The sequence below is a fragment of the Variovorax boronicumulans NBRC 103145 genome, assembly GCF_001591345.1.
Classification (GTDB): domain Bacteria; phylum Pseudomonadota; class Gammaproteobacteria; order Burkholderiales; family Burkholderiaceae_C; genus Variovorax; species Variovorax boronicumulans.
Genome location: NZ_BCUS01000075.1, coordinates 14,652 through 30,761, shown reverse-complemented (window position 1 = coordinate 30,761; position 16,110 = coordinate 14,652). Strand labels below are relative to the sequence as shown.

Genomic DNA, 16,110 nt, shown 5'->3' with positions numbered 1-16,110 from the left:
TGCAGCCGGTCTTCGACGGCCGACAGCGCGGGCGTGAGCGCCGCCACGCGGTCCTGCATGGCGCGGATCGCGCCGGCGGTCCAGCGCAGGTGCGTGGTGTCGAAGGGCACGTGGGTCGAGAGCAGGCGCAGCTGCGTGATGTCGCCGGCGAGGCGGCGGCGGTCGTCGTCCAGGCGCTTGGGGTCCGCGTCCTTGGGCGTGCTGCGGTCGCCGGGCTGGAACAGGTCGCCGATCCACTGGCGCGCGTCTTTCAGCGTGCGGTCGAGCAGGCCCAGCACGGTGGGCGCGAGCCCGGCGGGCAGCACGAGGCTGTGGACCAGCGTGGCGCAGAAGATGCCCAGGCCGATTTCTTCCACGCGCGCCACGGCGGTGTCGAACAGCACGAGCGGCGTCTGCACCGACGGAAAGCCGATCAGCGCCGCCGTGTAGCCCGCGAGCATGAAGACGTACGAGCGCGGCGTGCGGTCGAGCAGCGACACATACAGGCACAGCCCGACCCACAGCGCGAGCACCAGCGTGAGCAGCTCGGGCGCGTTGGACAGCGCGGGCACCATCAGCACGGTGGCAACGCTGCCGATGAGCGTGCCGCAGAAGCGGAACACCGCCTTGGAGCGCACGGCGCCGGCCAGCGGGTGGGCGACGACGTAGGTGGTCATGAGCGCCCAGAAGGGGCGCGGCAGGCCGGCGCGGCTGGCCAGGTACATCGCCAGCATCGCGGCGGCGAAGCTCTTGACGGAAAAGAGAACTTCCGCGCGGGTGAAGCGCGGCAGGGCCATCGACATCGCCATTTACTGGCCGCGCCCTTCCTGCTGCAGGCTCTGCATGCCGGAGGCACTGCGGCCGAGCTTGGCCTCGAGCGCGCCGAAGACGCGCAAGGTGGCGGCGATGTCCTCGTCGGGAATGCCTTCGAACAGCGCGGAGCGCATCTGGCGCAGCGCGGCCTCGATGGGCTCGCAGACGGCGCGGCCGGCGGGCGTGAGGTGCAGCGTCTTGGCGCGGCGGTCGGCCGGGTCTTCGCGGCGCTCGACGAAGCCGGCCTCGACCAGCTGGTCGAGCGAGCGCACCAGCGAGGGCCCTTCGATGCCCAGCGCCTCGGCCACCGTGCCCTGCCGAACGCCGTCTTCCATGCGCCCGAGCACCACGACCGGCCAGGCCAGCGTCTGCGACAGGCCCACGTGCGCCACCGCCTTGTCGGCCGCCGCGCGGTAGCCGCGCTGGAGCACCGACAGCGAGGTGCCGAGCCGCATCAGCGCGTGTTCGCGCAACGGGGAGATGGGTTCGGTATCGGCCACGGCGTTATCAATTAGTTAGCTTGCTAACAATTGTACGGGTTTCTACCGAGTTTTGCACGCGGCCGCGCACGACGCCGGCGCGCGGCCCAGGGAAAAGGGGGAAGGGGGAAGGGAAAGAAAAGTGTGAAGCTCGCCGATAAGCCGGATTCTGTGCACCGGAGCCCTCTTGCGAAGACCCCGGCGTGACCGCCATTACTCTGGGCCGTTTGTCGCCAAACGGCTCGATGCCACCTACCCGCCAGCTCAGCGGAACCACCTCAATACTGGCCTACTTGGTGTTGCTGCGCGCAGAGATTGCCCGTTTCACCCGAACTGAATCGGCTCGTCTCTGTTGCTCTGATCCTCACCTCACGGTGGAGAGTCGTTAACTCCTGCGCTGTCCTGTGCAGTCCGGACGTTCCTCCAGTGCGATCTTTCGACCCGATGCTGTTGCCCGAAGGCAGAGCGTCGTCCCTTTCGGGCTTGCACCAGCGGCGGTCTGGCGTGCTTCACCTCTCGATTATCGCCCGCCCCATCAATGACCCTTCAAGCGGTGTCGCGCGCCGACCTTCAACCGGGCGTTTCGCTGTCGCCGGCCTGCACCAGGCCCAGCTTGCGCAACGTCCGATGGAAGTTACTGCGGTCGATGCCGGCCTCGCGCGCGGCGCTGGCCACGCGGCCGCCGTGGCGGGCCAGCAGTTCCAAGAGCCAGGCCCGCTGGAAGGCCTCGGTCGCCTCGCGCAGCGTGCCGCCAGCGATGGCAGGCCCCGCGTGTTCGTTCGCCGGGGCCTGCACGGGCGCTGCCACCGCGCCCCCCACGGCGGCAGCGCTGTCCAGCGCCAGGTGATGCGGTTCGATGGCCGTCCAGCGCGAGCCGCGCGGCTGTTCCCTGAACGCCCGCAGCGAGGCGCGGCTGATCACATGCTCGAGTTCGCGCACGTTGCCCGGCCAGCCGTGCGCCAGCATGGCGGCCTTCGACGCCGGCGAGAGCCGCAGGTTGCGCGCGCCCAGCCGGTGCTGGTTCTCCTCGAGAAAGCTGCCGGCGAGCACGAGCACGTCGCGCCCCCGTTCGCGCAGTGGCGCGACGACGAGCGGATAGACCGACAACCGGTGGTACAGGTCGGCGCGAAAGCGCCCCTGCGCGATCGCCGCGGGCAGGTCGCGGTTGGTGGCCGCGATCACGCGCACGTCGACCTTGCGCATGCGGTCGCTGCCGGGGCGCTGCACCTCGCCGCTTTGCAGCACGCGCAGCAGCTTGGCCTGCACGCTCAGCGGCAGTTCGCCGACCTCGTCGAGAAAGAGCGTGCCGCCATCGGCGATCTCGAACTTGCCGTCGCGGTCCTGCACGGCGCCGGTGAACGCGCCGCGCTTGTGACCGAAGAGCTCGCTGTCGGCCAGCGACTCGGGCAGCGCCGCGCAGTTGACCTGCACCAGCGGCTGCTCGCTGCGACGCGAGCGCGCGTGCAGCCGCTGCGCGACGAGGTCCTTGCCCACGCCGGTTTCGCCAAGCAGCAGCACCGTGAGGTCGGACACGGCGACGGTGTCGATCTCGTGGCACAGCTGCTTCATCGCCGGGCTGCTGCCCAGCAGCTCGCGCGGCGCGCCACGCCCCGCACGCAGCGCCTGCGCGACGGCCTGCTCGCGCATGGCGCGCGCCTGCATCTCGCGGATCGTGTCGGCGGCCTCGATGCCGGTTTCGACGAGGGCGATCAGTGCCTCCATCTGCGCCGGGCCCACAGCATCGAAGGCGTGCGGCTCCAGCGCGTCCAACGTGAGCAAGCCCCAGACGGCGCCGCGCAGGCGCAGCGGCGCGCCCATGCAGTCGTGCACCGGCAGGATGCCCGGCTGGCCGGCGACGAGGCCGTCGTACGGGTCGGGCAGGTTGCTGTCGTGGGCGAAGCGCAGGCCCCGTTCGCTGGCGAGCAGGCGCGCGAAGCGCGGATGGGCGGCGACGGGAAACTGGCGCCCGAGGGTTTCATCGCTCAGGCCGTCGACCGCGACGGGCTTCAGCACGTCGACGTCGAGCTGCAGCAGCGCGGCGGCATCGCAGCGGACCAGTCCGCGCGCGGCGGCGAGCAGCGATCGGTAGCGGGCGGCCTCGGCTTCGGGCTCGGGCTCGGGCTCAGGTGGTGAGGCTTCGGTGGTCGAATCGACACGCAATGTGGTCATAAGTACAACGCTGGAGTTGTTGTGAATTTGACCACGCCCGGTAAATCCCCAATGACGTCAAGCACTTGCAGAGGCCCTCCGGCTGGCACGGATCGTGAGATGACCAACGCATCTCAACAGAGGAAGCGCCAGACCATGCACCCGCAAACCATCGCCATCGTCAAGTCCACCGTGCCCGCGCTCCAGGCCCACGGCGAGGCCATCACCAGCCACTTCTACAAGATCATGTTCGAGGGCCATCCGCAGGTGAAGGCCTTCTTCAACGAGGCGCACCAGGCCGCCGGCACGCAGGCGCGCGCACTGGCGGGCGCGGTCATCGCGTATGGCGCGCACATCGACCGGCTCGAAGCGATCGCCGGCGCCCTGCCCCGCATCATCCAGAAGCACGCCGCGCTGGGCGTGCTGCCGGAGCACTACCCGATCGTCGGCCACTACCTGCTGCGCGCCGTGAAGGAGGTGCTCGGCGATGCCGCGACCGACGAGGTGATCGCCGCATGGGGCGAGGCCTACGAATCGCTGGCGGGCCTGCTCATCGCCGCGGAAGAAGCCGTCTACAGCGCCAATGCGGCGCAACCCGGCGGATGGCGCGGCACGCGCGAGTTCCGCGTGGCACGGCGCGAGGACGAAAGCGAGGTCATCACCTCGTTCTACCTGGAGCCCGTGGACGGCGGCGCGCTGCTGGCGTTCTCGCCGGGGCAATACCTCACGCTGGTGCTGGAGATCGACGGCCAGCCGGTGCGGCGCAACTACTCGCTGTCCGACGCGCCGGGCAAGCCGTGGTACCGCATCAGCGTGAAGAAGGAAGAAGGCGGTCGCGCCTCGAACTGGCTGCACGAAGCCGCCGCGGTCGGCACGCGGCTGCAGGTGCAGGCGCCGTGCGGCGACTTCGTGCTGCAGCCCGCGGGCGAGCAGGCGCGTCCGCTCGTGCTGGTGACGGGCGGCGTGGGCATCACGCCCGCGATGAGCATGCTCGAATCGGTGGCGCACACGGGCCGGCCGGTGCACTTCGTCCATGCGGCGCGGCACGGCGGTGCGCACGCCTTCCGCGCCCGCGTCGACGCGCTGGCGCAGCGGCATGCGAACGTGAAGCCGCTGTATGTCTACGACGCGCCGCGCGAGAGCGACACGCCGCATGCGACCGGCTTCGTCACCCGCGAGCTGCTGGCCGGGCTGCTGCCGGAAGACCGCGATGTCGACCTGTACTTTCTCGGACCGAAGCCCTTCATGCAGGCGGTGTATGCGAACGGGCTGGCGCTCGGCGTGCCCAAGCAACAGCTTCGCTACGAGTTCTTCGGGCCGCTGGAAGCCCTGGAGGCCTGAACCGCAACGGCCTGCCATCCCCTCGTGCTGAAACGGTCGCGGGCCGGGTGCAACCCGGCCCAGGGGGCGCCACAATGCGCGCTGACCATCCGACCCTCGCACCCAAGGAGATTCCATGAAGGCCCAGAACATCCTCCAGACCATCGGCAACACGCCGCACATCCGCATCAACCGCCTGTTCGGCCATGCGAAACAGCAGGTCTGGATCAAGTCGGAGCGCGCCAACCCCGGCGGCTCGATCAAGGACCGCATCGCGCTGTCGATGGTGGAAGACGCCGAGAAGAGCGGCGCGCTCAAGCCCGGCGGCACCATCGTCGAGCCCACCTCGGGCAACACCGGCATCGGCCTGGCGATGGTCGCGGCCGTCAAGGGCTACAAGCTGATCCTGGTGATGCCCGACAGCATGTCGGTGGAGCGCCGCCGCCTCATGCTGGCCTACGGCGCCACCTTCGACCTCACGCCGCGCGCCAACGGCATGAAGGGCTCCATCGCCCGCGCCGAGGAAATCGTGGCCGGCACGCCGGGCGCGTGGATGCCGCAGCAGTTCAACAACCCCGCCAACGTCGACGTGCACGTGCGCACCACGGCCGAAGAGATCGCGGCTGACTTTCCCGAGGGCATCGACGTGCTCATCACCGGCGTGGGCACGGGCGGCCACATCACGGGCGTGGCGAAGGTGCTCAAGAAGAAGTGGCCCAAGCTGCAGGTGTTCGCGGTGGAGCCGGTGGCTTCGCCCGTGATCTCGGGCGGCGCGCCGGCACCCCACCCCATCCAGGGCATCGGCGCGGGCTTCATCCCGAAGAACCTGGACACCTCGCTGCTGGACGGCGTGCTGCAGGTCGACGCCGAACCCGCGCGCGAAATGGCACGCCGCTGCGCGGTCGAGGAAGGCATCCTGGTCGGCATCTCGTCGGGCGCGACGCTCGCGGCCATTGCGCAGAAGCTGCCCTCGCTGGCGCCCGATGCGGTGGTGCTGGGCTTCAACTACGACACCGGCGAGCGCTACCTCTCCGTCGAAGGCTTCCTGCCCGCCTGATCCAGCTACAAGTTTCATAGCGCCCCGGGCGCTTAAAATCGTCGGTCTGCTTGATAACCACAAGCCCCACGACATGCTGCGAATCTCCGAACTCAAACTCCCGCTCGACCACGCCCCAGAGGCGCTGGCCACCCTGATCGCCCGGACGCTCGACGTTCCGATTGAAGCGATCGCCTCCCACACCGTCTACAAGCGCAGCTTCGACGCCCGCAAGGTCGACCTGCTCACGGTCTACATCTGCGACGTGCAGCTGGCCGATGCCGCGCTCGAAACCGCGCTGCTGGCCAAGCACGCCAGCCACCCGCACATCCAGCCCGCGCCCGACATGCGCTACACGCCGCCGGGCCAGGCGCCCGACGATGCGACGCGCCCCGTGGTGATCGGCTTCGGTCCCTGCGGCATCTTCGCGGCGCTGATGCTCGCGAAAATGGGCTTCAAGCCCATCGTGCTCGAACGCGGCAAGACCGTGCGCCAGCGCACCCGCGACACCTGGGGCCTGTGGCGCAAGAGCGTGCTCAACCCCGAGTCGAACGTGCAGTTCGGCGAAGGCGGCGCCGGCACTTTTTCAGACGGCAAGCTCTACAGCCAGATCAAGGACCCACGCTTCCTCGGCCGCAAGGTGATGGAAGAGTTCGTGAAGGCCGGCGCACCGCCCGAAATTTTGTACGTCGCGCATCCGCACATCGGCACCTTCAAGCTGGTGAAGGTGGTGGAGAACATCCGCGAGCAGATCGTCGCGCTCGGCGGCGAGATCCGCTTCGAGCAGCGCGTGACCGACGTGCACATCGAAGACGGCCACCTGCGCGGCCTGACGGTGCTCGACCAGACGACGGGCCAGAGCCGCGAGCTGCGCGCCGACCACGTCGTGATGGCGCTGGGCCACAGCTCGCGCGACACCTTCGAGATGCTGCACGCGCGCGGCGTGCACATCGAGGCCAAGCCCTTCTCCATCGGCTTCCGTGTCGAGCACCCGCAGGGCCTCATCGACCGCGCCCGCTGGGGCCGCCACGCGGGCCACCCGCTGCTGGGCGCGGCCGACTACAAGCTGGTGCACCACGCCAGCAACGGCCGCTCGGTCTACAGCTTCTGCATGTGCCCCGGCGGCACCGTGGTCGCGGCCACCAGCGAGCCGGGCCGCGTGGTCACCAACGGCATGAGCCAGTACTCGCGCAACGAGCGCAACGCCAACGCGGGCATCGTGGTGGGCATCGACCCGCGCGACTTCCCGGGCGATGCGCTCGCGGGCATCGCGCTGCAGCGCCAGCTCGAAAGCAACGCCTACGTGCTCGGCGGCAGCAACTACCACGCGCCGGGCCAGCTGGTGGGCGACTTCATCGCCGGCAAGCCCTCGACCGCGCTGGGCAGCATCATCCCGTCGTACAAGCCCGGCGTGACGCCCACCGACCTGCACCAGGCCCTGCCCGCCTACGCCATCGAGGCGATGCGCGAGGCCTTCCCGGCCTTCGGCCGCAAGATCAAGGGCTTCGACACGCACGACGCCGTGCTCACCGGCGTGGAAACGCGCACCTCGTCGCCGATCAAGATCACGCGCGGCGACGACTTCCAGAGCCTCAACGTGCGCGGCCTCTACCCGGCCGGCGAAGGCGCGAGCTACGCGGGCGGCATCCTGTCGGCCGGCGTGGACGGCATCAAGGTGGCCGAGGCCGTGGCGCGCAGCGTGCTCGGCAGCGCCGTTTGACGATGCACTTCCACCGTCCCACCACCGGCCAGCTGGCCGTCGCCACGCTGGCGATGGCCGCCGTGGTGCTCGCGTCCAACCTCCTGGTGCAGTTCGCCATCAACGACTGGCTCACCTGGGGCGCCTTCACCTACCCGGTGGCCTACCTCGTGAGCGACCTCGTCAACCGGCGCTTCGGCCCCGGCATGGCGCGCCGCGTGGCGTGGGTCGGCTTCGCGGTGGCCGTGGCGGTGTCGCTGCTGCTGGCGCCGGCGCGCATCGCCGCCGCCTCGGGCCTGGCCTTCATCGCCTCGCAGCTGCTCGACATCCGCGTGTTCGACCGCCTGCGCCGGGGCCTGTGGTGGCGCGCGCCGCTGGTGGCCACGGTGATCGCGGCCGTGCTCGACAGCATCGTCTTCTGGGGCATCGCCTTCGCAGGCACCGACGGCCCCTGGCTCACCTGGGCGCTCGGCGACCTGGGCGTGAAGCTCGGTGTCGGCGTGCTGATGCTGCTGCCGTTCCGGCTGCTGATCGGGCGGCAAGCCGCTGACCGAGGCACTGCACGCGCATGACGATCCGCCCTGACAATACCCGCAGGATGTTCCGGCCGCGCTGACCGCGCGGGACCGGTTGTTCTTTTTCTTCCCTTTCCATCCCTCGCGCCCATCGCCGAGCCTTCCGTATGACCGACGCATCCACCGCCGCCCCGAACACGAACTCGCGCAACGCACGGCGCCAGCGCCCGGACATGGCCGAGCAGCTGCAGCAGCTGAGGGCCGGCGCGGGCAGCACCGACGCAGGCGCTGACGCGTCGGCAACGCAGCCCGCTCCCGCGCAACAGCAACAGCAACAACGCCCGCCGCGGGCGAAGCAGCAGCGTCCGCACGGACAGCAACAGCCGCAGCAGGGGCGCAAGCCGCGCGGACAGCAGCCGCAACAGCAACAGCAGCCCGAAGCCCAGCGCGCACCGCGCAAGGTCAACCCGGTGCTGGAACGCCTGTTCGCGCTCTACCCGCAGCTCTTCGGCGCACGCTTCGTGCCGCTCAAGCTCGGCGTGTACGAAGAGCTGATCGCGCGCCATCCCGAAGACTTCAAGGCCGAAGACCTGAAGATCGCGATGGGCCAGCATGCGCGCTCCACCCGCTACCTCGAAAGCGTGGCCGCCGGCCATGCGCGCCATGACCTGGACGGCAACGCGCTCGACCCGGTCGCGCCCGAGCACGTGCACCACGCCATCCTCGAGCTGCACCGCCGCCGCTCGCACCGCAACCCCGGCGAAGACCTGCGCCCGCAGCTGGTGACGCGCATCGCCAAGGCCATCGAAGCCTCGGGCCTCGACCACGAGGCCTATGCCGTGCTGGTGCGCTCGCGCGACGCCAACAACAACGCCGTCGTCGACGAGGCCCTGGCCGAGCTCGCCCAGCAGGCCGCCAAGCGCGAAGCCCTGCTGCGCGCCTTCGAAGCCAGCGGCCGCAGCGAACAGGAGTTCGCCGACATGTACGGCATGAAGCCCGGCGACGTGACGCGCACGCTGCAACGCGTGCGGGACGACAAGAAGCGGGCCGAGGCTGCGGCCGCTGCCGCAGCGGTGGCCGCTGAAGCGGCGGCATCCGCAGCGCCCGAAGTGCAGGCAGCGCCCGAAGCAGAAGCCGCCCCGGCCGCCCCCGAGGCGCCCGCCGCGGACTGACGCAAAACGCTCGCCCCAACGAAAAAAGCCGCCACATCACTGTGGCGGCTTTTTTCATGGGCGACGGCGTTGGCCGCCTTCTGCAGTGGGCTCAGCGCGCGTTCTGCAGCGCCGCGATGCGCTCTTCGATCGGCGGGTGCGTGGCAAACAGCTTGCCCATCGCGCCCGTGATGCCCATGGCTTCCACGGCCTTGGGCAGCTCGCCGGCCGGCAGGCCGCCCAGGCGGGCGAGTGCGTTCATCATCGGCTGGCGGTTGCCCATGAGCGCGGCGGCGCCGGCGTCGGCGCGGAACTCGCGCTGGCGCGAGAACCAGGCCACCACGATCGCGGCGGCGAAGCCGAGCACGATGTCCAGCACGATGGTGCTCACGTAGTAGCCGATGCCGGGGCCCGACGAGCGGTCGTCGCCGCGGCGCAGGAAGCTGTCGACCGCGTAGCCGATCACGCGCGAGAGGAACACGACGAAGGTGTTCATCACGCCCTGGATCAGCGTCATCGTGACCATGTCGCCGTTGGCGATGTGCGCGACTTCGTGGCCGATGACGGCCTCGACTTCTTCGCGCGTCATGCCCTGCAGCAGGCCGGTGGACACGGCCACGAGCGACGAGTTCTTGAACGCGCCGGTGGCGAAGGCATTGGGCTCGCCTTCGAAGATGCCGACCTCAGGCATGCCGATGCCGGCCTTGTCGGCGAACTTGCGCACGGTGCCGACGATCCAGGCCTCGTCGGGCGACTGGGGGTTGTCGATCATGCGCAGGCCGGCCGTCCACTTGGCCATGGGCTTGCTGATGAGCAGCGAGATGATCGCGCCGCCGAAACCCATGACCAGCGCGAAGCCGAGCAGCGCCGTCAGGTTGAGCCCGTTGGCCGTGAGAAAGCGGTTGACGCCGAGCAGGCTGGCGACCACGCCGAGCACCGCGACGACCATCACGTTGGTCAGGACAAACAGAAGGATACGTTTCAAGTTGAATTCTCCGTGGGGAAATCTGCCCCCTTAGATAAGGCCCCCGGGGCCCTCTTCAAGCCGCGCGCGACAGGGAGGCCCTCGGTGTTGCTTCCGGTGGAGCCATGATAGGAGCAAAAGTTCTGGCGCCCCGATATTCCCCGCAGGAGTCAAGGCCTGTCAGAAAAGGCCGCTGGTGCCCGGTGCGGGGCGGGTGGCGATGTCAGCCTCGAGCCGGTCGCGTCGGCGGCTGTCCTGCGTCCAGCGCAGCGCGAACAGCACGCCGTTGACCAGCAGCAGCCCCGCGGCGAACAGCCACCACAGCGCGTGCGCGCCCGCCGCAGTCATGCGCGAGGCATCGAGGCTCGGGTCGACGCGCACCCACGGCGTGCCGGTGGTGTCCTTGCCGCTGGCGGTCACGAGGCCTTCGAGGGTGAAGGGTTTCAGGCTGTCTGGTGTGGCGTTGAGCTGCAGGCGGGTCCAGCGGGCGAGCGGGGTGCTCTCGCCATCTTCGGCCTTGCCGGGCTGCGCCGGCATGTCCACGATGCGCGTGGCAGACGCCAGCAGCACGCCGCCCTTGGCGGGCACGATGGCGGTGCGCGCCGTCTCGATCTTCGCAGCCACCGTACTGTCGACGGCTTGTTGCAACGCACGCCGGACAGACGCCAGCTGTTGCTGCGACAGCCTCAGGGATGCGTTCTCCTGGCCCGTCGCCACGCTCGCGGCCAACGCCTGCCAGGTGATCACGGGCATGTCGACGCCGTCCTTGTCTACGGTGGCGTCGATGGTGCGCACGAGGTCGCGCTGCAGGCTCTCGCAGGCGGAGGGCGACAGGCCATCGGCGTCCTTGCAGGCGGCCTCGATCGCCGCCACCGACTGGTCGAAACCCCGCGCGATCCACAGCGTGCGCTCGCGCGCGCTGTAGGCCGCGAGCCTGTCGTCCACCCGTCCGCCCTGCAGAAGCCGCTGCACCTCGATCAGGCTGGACATCGTGTAGTCCTCGGACACACGAATGAAGTGGGGGCTGGCGAGCGCCAGCACGGTCTGCGGAATGTCCAACGCGGGAACAACGGGTGCGGTGCCGTCCCAGCGCACCAGGGTGCAATCGGTGGCGGGCACGCCGGCACGGCCGCTCAGGTCGATCTCGCACCGGCCTTCGCCTGCCATGCGCGCGCGGCTGCCCCAGGGCGGCGGATTGTCGGCCAGTTGCCCGACGTCGGCATAGGCGGTGGTGCCGCTGCCATTCATGACCCACTGCGCCGCCAGCGCAGCCTCGCTGCGCAGGTCGGGCACCGACAGCGCGACCGCACTTGCGGCGAGCAGGCCGATGATCAGATGCAGCAGGTGCCGTCCCCAGTACACGGGCTGGAAACGCCGCCACTCGTCGCTCACCGACCACTTGGGGCCGAAGCCCACTGCGCTGTAGTCGCTGGTGCGCAGCTCGGCTTCGATCACCTCGCCGTGCGCCACCGCTGCCGCGTTGCGCCAGTGCGAGGGCAACACTAGGCTCAACTTGTCGCCGATGAACAGGCCCACGCTCTGGACCGACGTGTTGCCAGCATTCGTCACCGAAATCTGGTTGAGCATGCCGCGCACGCGGTTCACGGGCTGCGGTTCCCGCTCCGGCGCCGTGGCCGGCGGCTTGCGCACGAACAGCCACACGGCCCACAAGCCTGCGAGCAGGCCTGCGCCCAGCAGGTAGATGCGCGCCGCGCGCGTGGCGTCCCAGGTGGCGACCCACAACAGCACGAACGCCAGAAGCCACGCGAAGGCCGAGGCCCAGCCGCCGCGCCCGATGCGGCTCTCGACCTCCTCGGGCGTTTCGGTGCGCTGGCTCAGGATGTCGACCTCGCCGCGCTGGTAGCGCGCGTTCGGGTCGGTCGCTATCGATGCCACCGCGGCTTCCGGCACCACCACGCCAGTCGCCACTTCGGCCGCCACGGTCTCATCGAGCGACGGCAGCGCGCCGAGCTCGCCGCGCTGCCATTGTTGGTCTTGGGCCTGCTGGCGCTGCGCGCGCGCCCGGCCTTCGAGCAGTTCGAAGCCGTTCAGGCGGATCACCACCGCGCACTTGCCGGACAACACCACCTGCGCCTCGTTGTACGCCTCGACGTAGTGGAGGGCGTCGTAGGGCAGCAGCACGTCGACGTCGCCAAGGGTGTCGTGCAGCGTGGTCGCGCCTTGCGTTTGGAGGCCGTGGCGCACGAACGCGCCGTCGAGCTCGTGCACGTTGTCGCCGATCACGAGGCCCTGCCCCATGAGAAAGGGTTGCAGCGCCGATTTTTCTTCGTCGGTGATGCTGCGCAACACCGGCGAGCTGCTGCGAAAGTCTTTCAGGGCATTCCGGTTCTCGGAGCGCCGTGACATGTAGGTGATGAAGCTGTAGATCCCGTAGAGAACCAACCCGAGCTTGAGAACGATGAGGACGGTGTCCATCTTTTTTTGAACCTCCCTGATTTTTTCTTGACGTACGTCGCGCGCACTTGCGCGCGATGCGACCGCCAGCCGAGGGCCCTCCCGAACCCGTGCGTACTGGCGTGGCTTCAGCCTGCCGACGAGCCCGGCAACGGTCGAAAGACCTGCGGGTCGGCGTAGAACGAAGCCGCGTCATTCTCGATGCACCAACCGGGCACGCCGAGCACCGGCAGGGGAACGAAAGGCTTGGCTTCGAGCCTTTTCGCACCGATGCTTCGGGCGATCGCCGCATCGTCGAGGGCTGCGGCGCCGGTCGCGCGGTGCGTCAGCAGCACATGCGCGGTGATCGGCTTGCGCGGCGTCACCAGTTTTTCAAGCAGCGCATGACCGAAGAGCAGCAGGCGCGCCTCATGCCACAGGCTGCGCCGCGTGACGAACAACGCCTGCCAGTCGCGCGCCACCAGCGCCTCCCACAGCGCAGGCGGTGCATCGAGCACCGCACCGTTCTCGTCGAAGAGCGTGAGCGCATCGCGCAGCGGCCCGCGCGTGGCGCCGACGCCGGCGCGCGCGATCTCGGCGGCCTGCAGTTCGTTGAGCCGGCGCTTGGTTTCAGGGAAAGCCAGCCAGACCAGGCCGTTGAAGAAGTCGTGCAGGTTGTCGCGCGTGGGCACGGTGCGCGTGCGGAAGATGTGGGCCTCGTAGGCCTGGCCTTCGGGCAGCGCGTCCTGCGTGACGAAGTCGGGCACGGCGGGTGGCTTGGCCGCCTGCAGCGCGGCGGCGACGGTGCCACCCTGTGCGATGGTCCGCGCCACGGCTTCGCCGGGATCACGGTACGGGGCCAGCCAGGGTGCGGCCCAATCGATGGCCGCGACCGCTGGCAGGTCCGTGCTCAAGGCGCGGGCGCCCCCGTCCATCGGATGCGGTCGGGGTGCTGCATCACCGCGAACTCGCCCGTGAGCTTGTCGAAGAGCTTGAGCGAGCTGCCGCTCTTGCTGAGCAGGCCGGCGGTGCGCAGGGCCTTGGCCACGTCGTTCAGCGGCACGTCGGTGCCACGGCGCAGCGCGGGCACGGCCTGCAGGATGAACTCGGCGGCTTCGGAAATTTCAGGCTGCTGCGGCGGTGGCGGTGCCACCGGCTTGGCCGTTTTCGCCGCCGTCTTGCGCGCGGTCTTGGCCGCAGCCTTCTTCGCAGGAGCGGTCTTCGCGGCCGGCGTCTTCTTCGCAGCCGCCACCTTCTTGGCCGGCGCGGTGCGCACGGCCGGCTTGATGCCGTGGTGCGCGAGGTCGATGAAGCTGTCGTAGACGCCGACGGTCTCTTCGCCGGTCTTGCCCTGCTGGCCGATGCCGCAGACGCGGCAGCCCTTTTCGCGCAGCCGGATCACGAGCGGCGCGAAGTCGGAGTCGGACGACACCAGCACCACCACGTCGGGCCGCTCGGCGATCACGAGGTCGATGGCGTCGACGGCCAGCGCGATGTCGGTGCTGTTCTTGCCCGCCGACAGGTTCACCATGGGCCGCACCGACAGCCGCTTGAACAGCGCCTGGCGGTTCACGGCCATCTCGGCGTTGCAGTAGGCGCGGCGCACGTGGATGGCGCCGTAGTCCTCCATCGTGCGCTGCACGGCCTGCTCGATCACGTCGGCCGAGACGTTGTCGGCGTCGATCAGCAGCATCACGCGCAGCGACGACAGGGGCACCGGCGCCGTCATGCGAGCTTCCATTGCACGGTCTCGCCGCCGCGCAGCGGCTTGAGCGTGGCTTCGCCGTAGGGCACGGTCTCGGGCAGGGTCCAGGTTTCGCGCTTCAGCGTGATGGTGTCGGTGTGGCGCGGCAGGTCGTAGAAGTCGGGGCCGTGGAAGCTGGCGAAGCCTTCGAGCTTGTCGAGTGCGTTCACGCTGTCGAAGGCCTCGGCGTACAGCTCGATGGCGGTGAGCGCGGTGTAGCAGCCGGCGCAGCCCAGTGCATGTTCCTTCAGGTGCGCGGGGTGCGGCGCGCTGTCGGTGCCCAGGAAGAAGCGGTCGCTGCCGCTGGTAGCCGCCTCGACCAGCGCCACGCGGTGCGTCTCGCGCTTGAGCACGGGCAGGCAGTAGTAGTGCGGGCGGATGCCGCCGGTGAAGATGGCGTTGCGGTTGTACAGCAGGTGGTGTGCCGTGATGGTGGCGGCCGTGAAGCGGTCGGCGTCGCGCACGTAGTGGGCGCCTTCCTTGGTGGTCAGGTGCTCGAACACCACCTTGAGTTCGGGGAAGTCGCGGCGCAGCGGGATCATCACGCGGTCGACGAACACGGCTTCGCGATCGAACAGGTCGATGGCGGGGTCGGTCACTTCGCCGTGCACCAGCAGCAGCAGGCCGTGCTTCTGCATGGCCTCGAGCGTCTTGTAGGTCTTGCGGATGTCGGTCACGCCGGCATCGCTGTTGGTGGTGGCGCCGGCCGGGTAGAGCTTGAGCGCGCGCACGCCGGCTTCGGCGGCCAGCGCGATTTCTTCGGGCGGCAGCTTGTCGGTCAGGTAGAGCGACATCACGGGCTCGAAGGACGTGCCCGCGGGCACGGCGGCGCGGATGCGGTCGCGGTAGGCCACGGCCTGGGCGGCGGTGGTCACGGGCGGACGCAGGTTCGGCATGATCAGCGCGCGGCCGAACTGGCGGGCGCTGTGGGGCACGACGGCTTCGAGGGCGGCGCCATCGCGCACGTGCAGGTGCCAGTCGTCTGGGCGGGTGATCGTGAGGGTGTCTGTCATTGCGGCGAGATTGTCGCATCGCCCCTCGACCGGAGCACCCCCGGGCTACCCCAGCAGGTACTCGCGCACCAGCAGGCGCGCCCGGTGCAGCCGGCTCTTCACGGCGCCCGGCGGCTCGCCCAGGCGCTCGGCGATCTCGGCGATGGTGAGTTCCTCGAAGTCGCGCAGCAGCACGACCTCGCGGTAGTGCGCTGGCAGCGATTCGAGCGCATGGGCCAGGTCGATGCGCAGCGCGTGGTCGCTGCGGGCCGCGAGCTGGCGTTCGACGGTGTCTTCGTCGAGCGGGTCGTGGCGGAACATCGCGCGCTGCAGGCGCAGGCATTCGCGCCGGATGACGGTGAACAGCCACGACGAGAACGCCGCGGCCGCCTGCAGCCCGCGCACGCGGCGCGCGACCACGAGCAGCGATTCCTGCACGGCGTCGTCCACGTCGCTGGCCTGGCAGTGCCGGCGGGCGTAGCGGCGCGCGTCGGTCTGGCAGGCGGCGAGCAGGCCTTCGAGGGCGACGGGGTCGCCGGTCTGCGCGGCCAGGATCAGGCAGGTGCGGTCGATCGCTGCGGTGGCCATGGGTCAGCGGCCCTTGTCGAGCTTGCGCCCGACCATCGCGCACATCGGGCAGAAACCGACGAGTCCGGTGAGGGCCAGCATCGCGCCCATGAGGCCGACCGCGACGGCCAGGGCATTCGCCGGCCAGTTCATGGCGGCGAAGGCGAGGCCCAGGGCGATGCGCAGGGCGCGTTCCCAGCCGGGAACATTCTTGACGTAAAGCATGGTGGTTTCCTTCGATCCGTGACGTGTGAATGCGGGGGAGCAGAACGCCCCTCCCGCATGGAAAGAGGCAGCCACCCGCCAAAA

General features: G+C 69.6%; 15 protein-coding genes and 1 other RNA gene. 5 read left to right on the top strand and 11 right to left on the bottom strand.

Features of this window, described 5'->3' with window-relative positions:
* The 4 genes from VBO01S_RS20470 to norR all read right to left on the bottom strand — a co-directional run.
* The coding region (locus VBO01S_RS20470) for an FUSC family protein (RefSeq protein WP_255221157.1) at window positions 1-776 on the bottom strand (776 nt) is incomplete at its 3' end.
* A gap of 12 nt (window positions 777-788) precedes the next feature.
* A complete protein-coding gene (locus tag VBO01S_RS20465) occupies window positions 789-1,247 on the bottom strand; it encodes a MarR family winged helix-turn-helix transcriptional regulator (protein WP_062478607.1) in 459 nt (152 codons plus the stop codon).
* Window positions 1,248-1,413: 166 nt separating this feature from the next.
* Window positions 1,414-1,782, bottom strand: an RNA gene (rnpB, locus tag VBO01S_RS20460) — RNase P RNA component class A.
* A 59-nt stretch (window positions 1,783-1,841) separates the two neighbouring features.
* Window positions 1,842-3,440, bottom strand: coding sequence for a nitric oxide reductase transcriptional regulator NorR (gene norR, locus VBO01S_RS20455; protein ID WP_062478605.1), 1,599 nt, complete (start codon window positions 3,438-3,440; stop codon window positions 1,842-1,844).
* 135 nt (window positions 3,441-3,575) lie between these two features.
* On the opposite strand from norR, the gene hmpA reads away from it, so the two are divergent.
* From hmpA to VBO01S_RS20430, 5 genes are all read left to right on the top strand, one after another.
* Window positions 3,576-4,760, top strand: coding sequence for an NO-inducible flavohemoprotein (gene hmpA / locus VBO01S_RS20450; protein ID WP_062478602.1), 1,185 nt, complete (start codon window positions 3,576-3,578; stop codon window positions 4,758-4,760).
* 115 nt (window positions 4,761-4,875) lie between these two features.
* Complete coding sequence (gene cysK, locus VBO01S_RS20445; RefSeq protein ID WP_062478599.1) at window positions 4,876-5,796, top strand: cysteine synthase A; 921 nt, start codon at window positions 4,876-4,878, stop codon at window positions 5,794-5,796.
* Window positions 5,797-5,869: 73 nt separating this feature from the next.
* On the top strand, window positions 5,870-7,495 hold the full coding sequence (locus VBO01S_RS20440) for an NAD(P)/FAD-dependent oxidoreductase (protein ID WP_062478596.1): 1,626 nt from the start codon (window positions 5,870-5,872) through the stop codon (window positions 7,493-7,495).
* 2 nt (window positions 7,496-7,497) lie between these two features.
* Window positions 7,498-8,046 carry a VUT family protein gene (locus tag VBO01S_RS20435; RefSeq protein ID WP_062478594.1) on the top strand — a complete coding sequence of 183 codons (549 nt, stop codon included), beginning with the start codon at window positions 7,498-7,500 and terminating at the stop codon, window positions 8,044-8,046.
* Between the two features lie 110 nt (window positions 8,047-8,156).
* Entirely contained in the window at window positions 8,157-9,161 is a 1,005-nt protein-coding gene (locus tag VBO01S_RS20430) for a ProQ/FinO family protein (protein WP_062478591.1), read from the top strand.
* A 91-nt stretch (window positions 9,162-9,252) separates the two neighbouring features.
* On the opposite strand, the gene htpX is transcribed toward VBO01S_RS20430, so the two are convergent.
* From htpX to VBO01S_RS20395, 7 genes are all read right to left on the bottom strand, one after another.
* Entirely contained in the window at window positions 9,253-10,125 is an 873-nt protein-coding gene (htpX, locus tag VBO01S_RS20425) for a protease HtpX (protein ID WP_056575841.1), read from the bottom strand.
* A gap of 159 nt (window positions 10,126-10,284) precedes the next feature.
* Window positions 10,285-12,540 carry an IgaA/UmoB family intracellular growth attenuator gene (locus VBO01S_RS20420; protein WP_062478589.1) on the bottom strand — a complete coding sequence of 752 codons (2,256 nt, stop codon included), beginning with the start codon at window positions 12,538-12,540 and terminating at the stop codon, window positions 10,285-10,287.
* 107 nt (window positions 12,541-12,647) lie between these two features.
* Entirely contained in the window at window positions 12,648-13,433 is a 786-nt protein-coding gene (locus VBO01S_RS20415; RefSeq protein WP_062478586.1) for a DUF3025 domain-containing protein, read from the bottom strand.
* Window positions 13,409-14,227, bottom strand: coding sequence for an NYN domain-containing protein (locus VBO01S_RS20410; RefSeq protein ID WP_062478583.1), 819 nt, complete (start codon window positions 14,225-14,227; stop codon window positions 13,409-13,411). The genes VBO01S_RS20415 and VBO01S_RS20410 overlap by 25 nt, the downstream gene beginning before the upstream one ends.
* A complete protein-coding gene (pyrC, locus tag VBO01S_RS20405; protein WP_062478580.1) occupies window positions 14,224-15,255 on the bottom strand; it encodes a dihydroorotase in 1,032 nt (343 codons plus the stop codon). The genes VBO01S_RS20410 and pyrC overlap by 4 nt, the downstream gene beginning before the upstream one ends.
* A 45-nt stretch (window positions 15,256-15,300) precedes the next feature.
* A complete protein-coding gene (locus VBO01S_RS20400) occupies window positions 15,301-15,822 on the bottom strand; it encodes an RNA polymerase sigma factor (protein ID WP_062478577.1) in 522 nt (173 codons plus the stop codon).
* 3 nt (window positions 15,823-15,825) lie between these two features.
* Entirely contained in the window at window positions 15,826-16,026 is a 201-nt protein-coding gene (locus tag VBO01S_RS20395; protein ID WP_062478574.1) for a YgaP family membrane protein, read from the bottom strand.
* Between the last annotated feature and the right edge of the window lie 84 nt (window positions 16,027-16,110).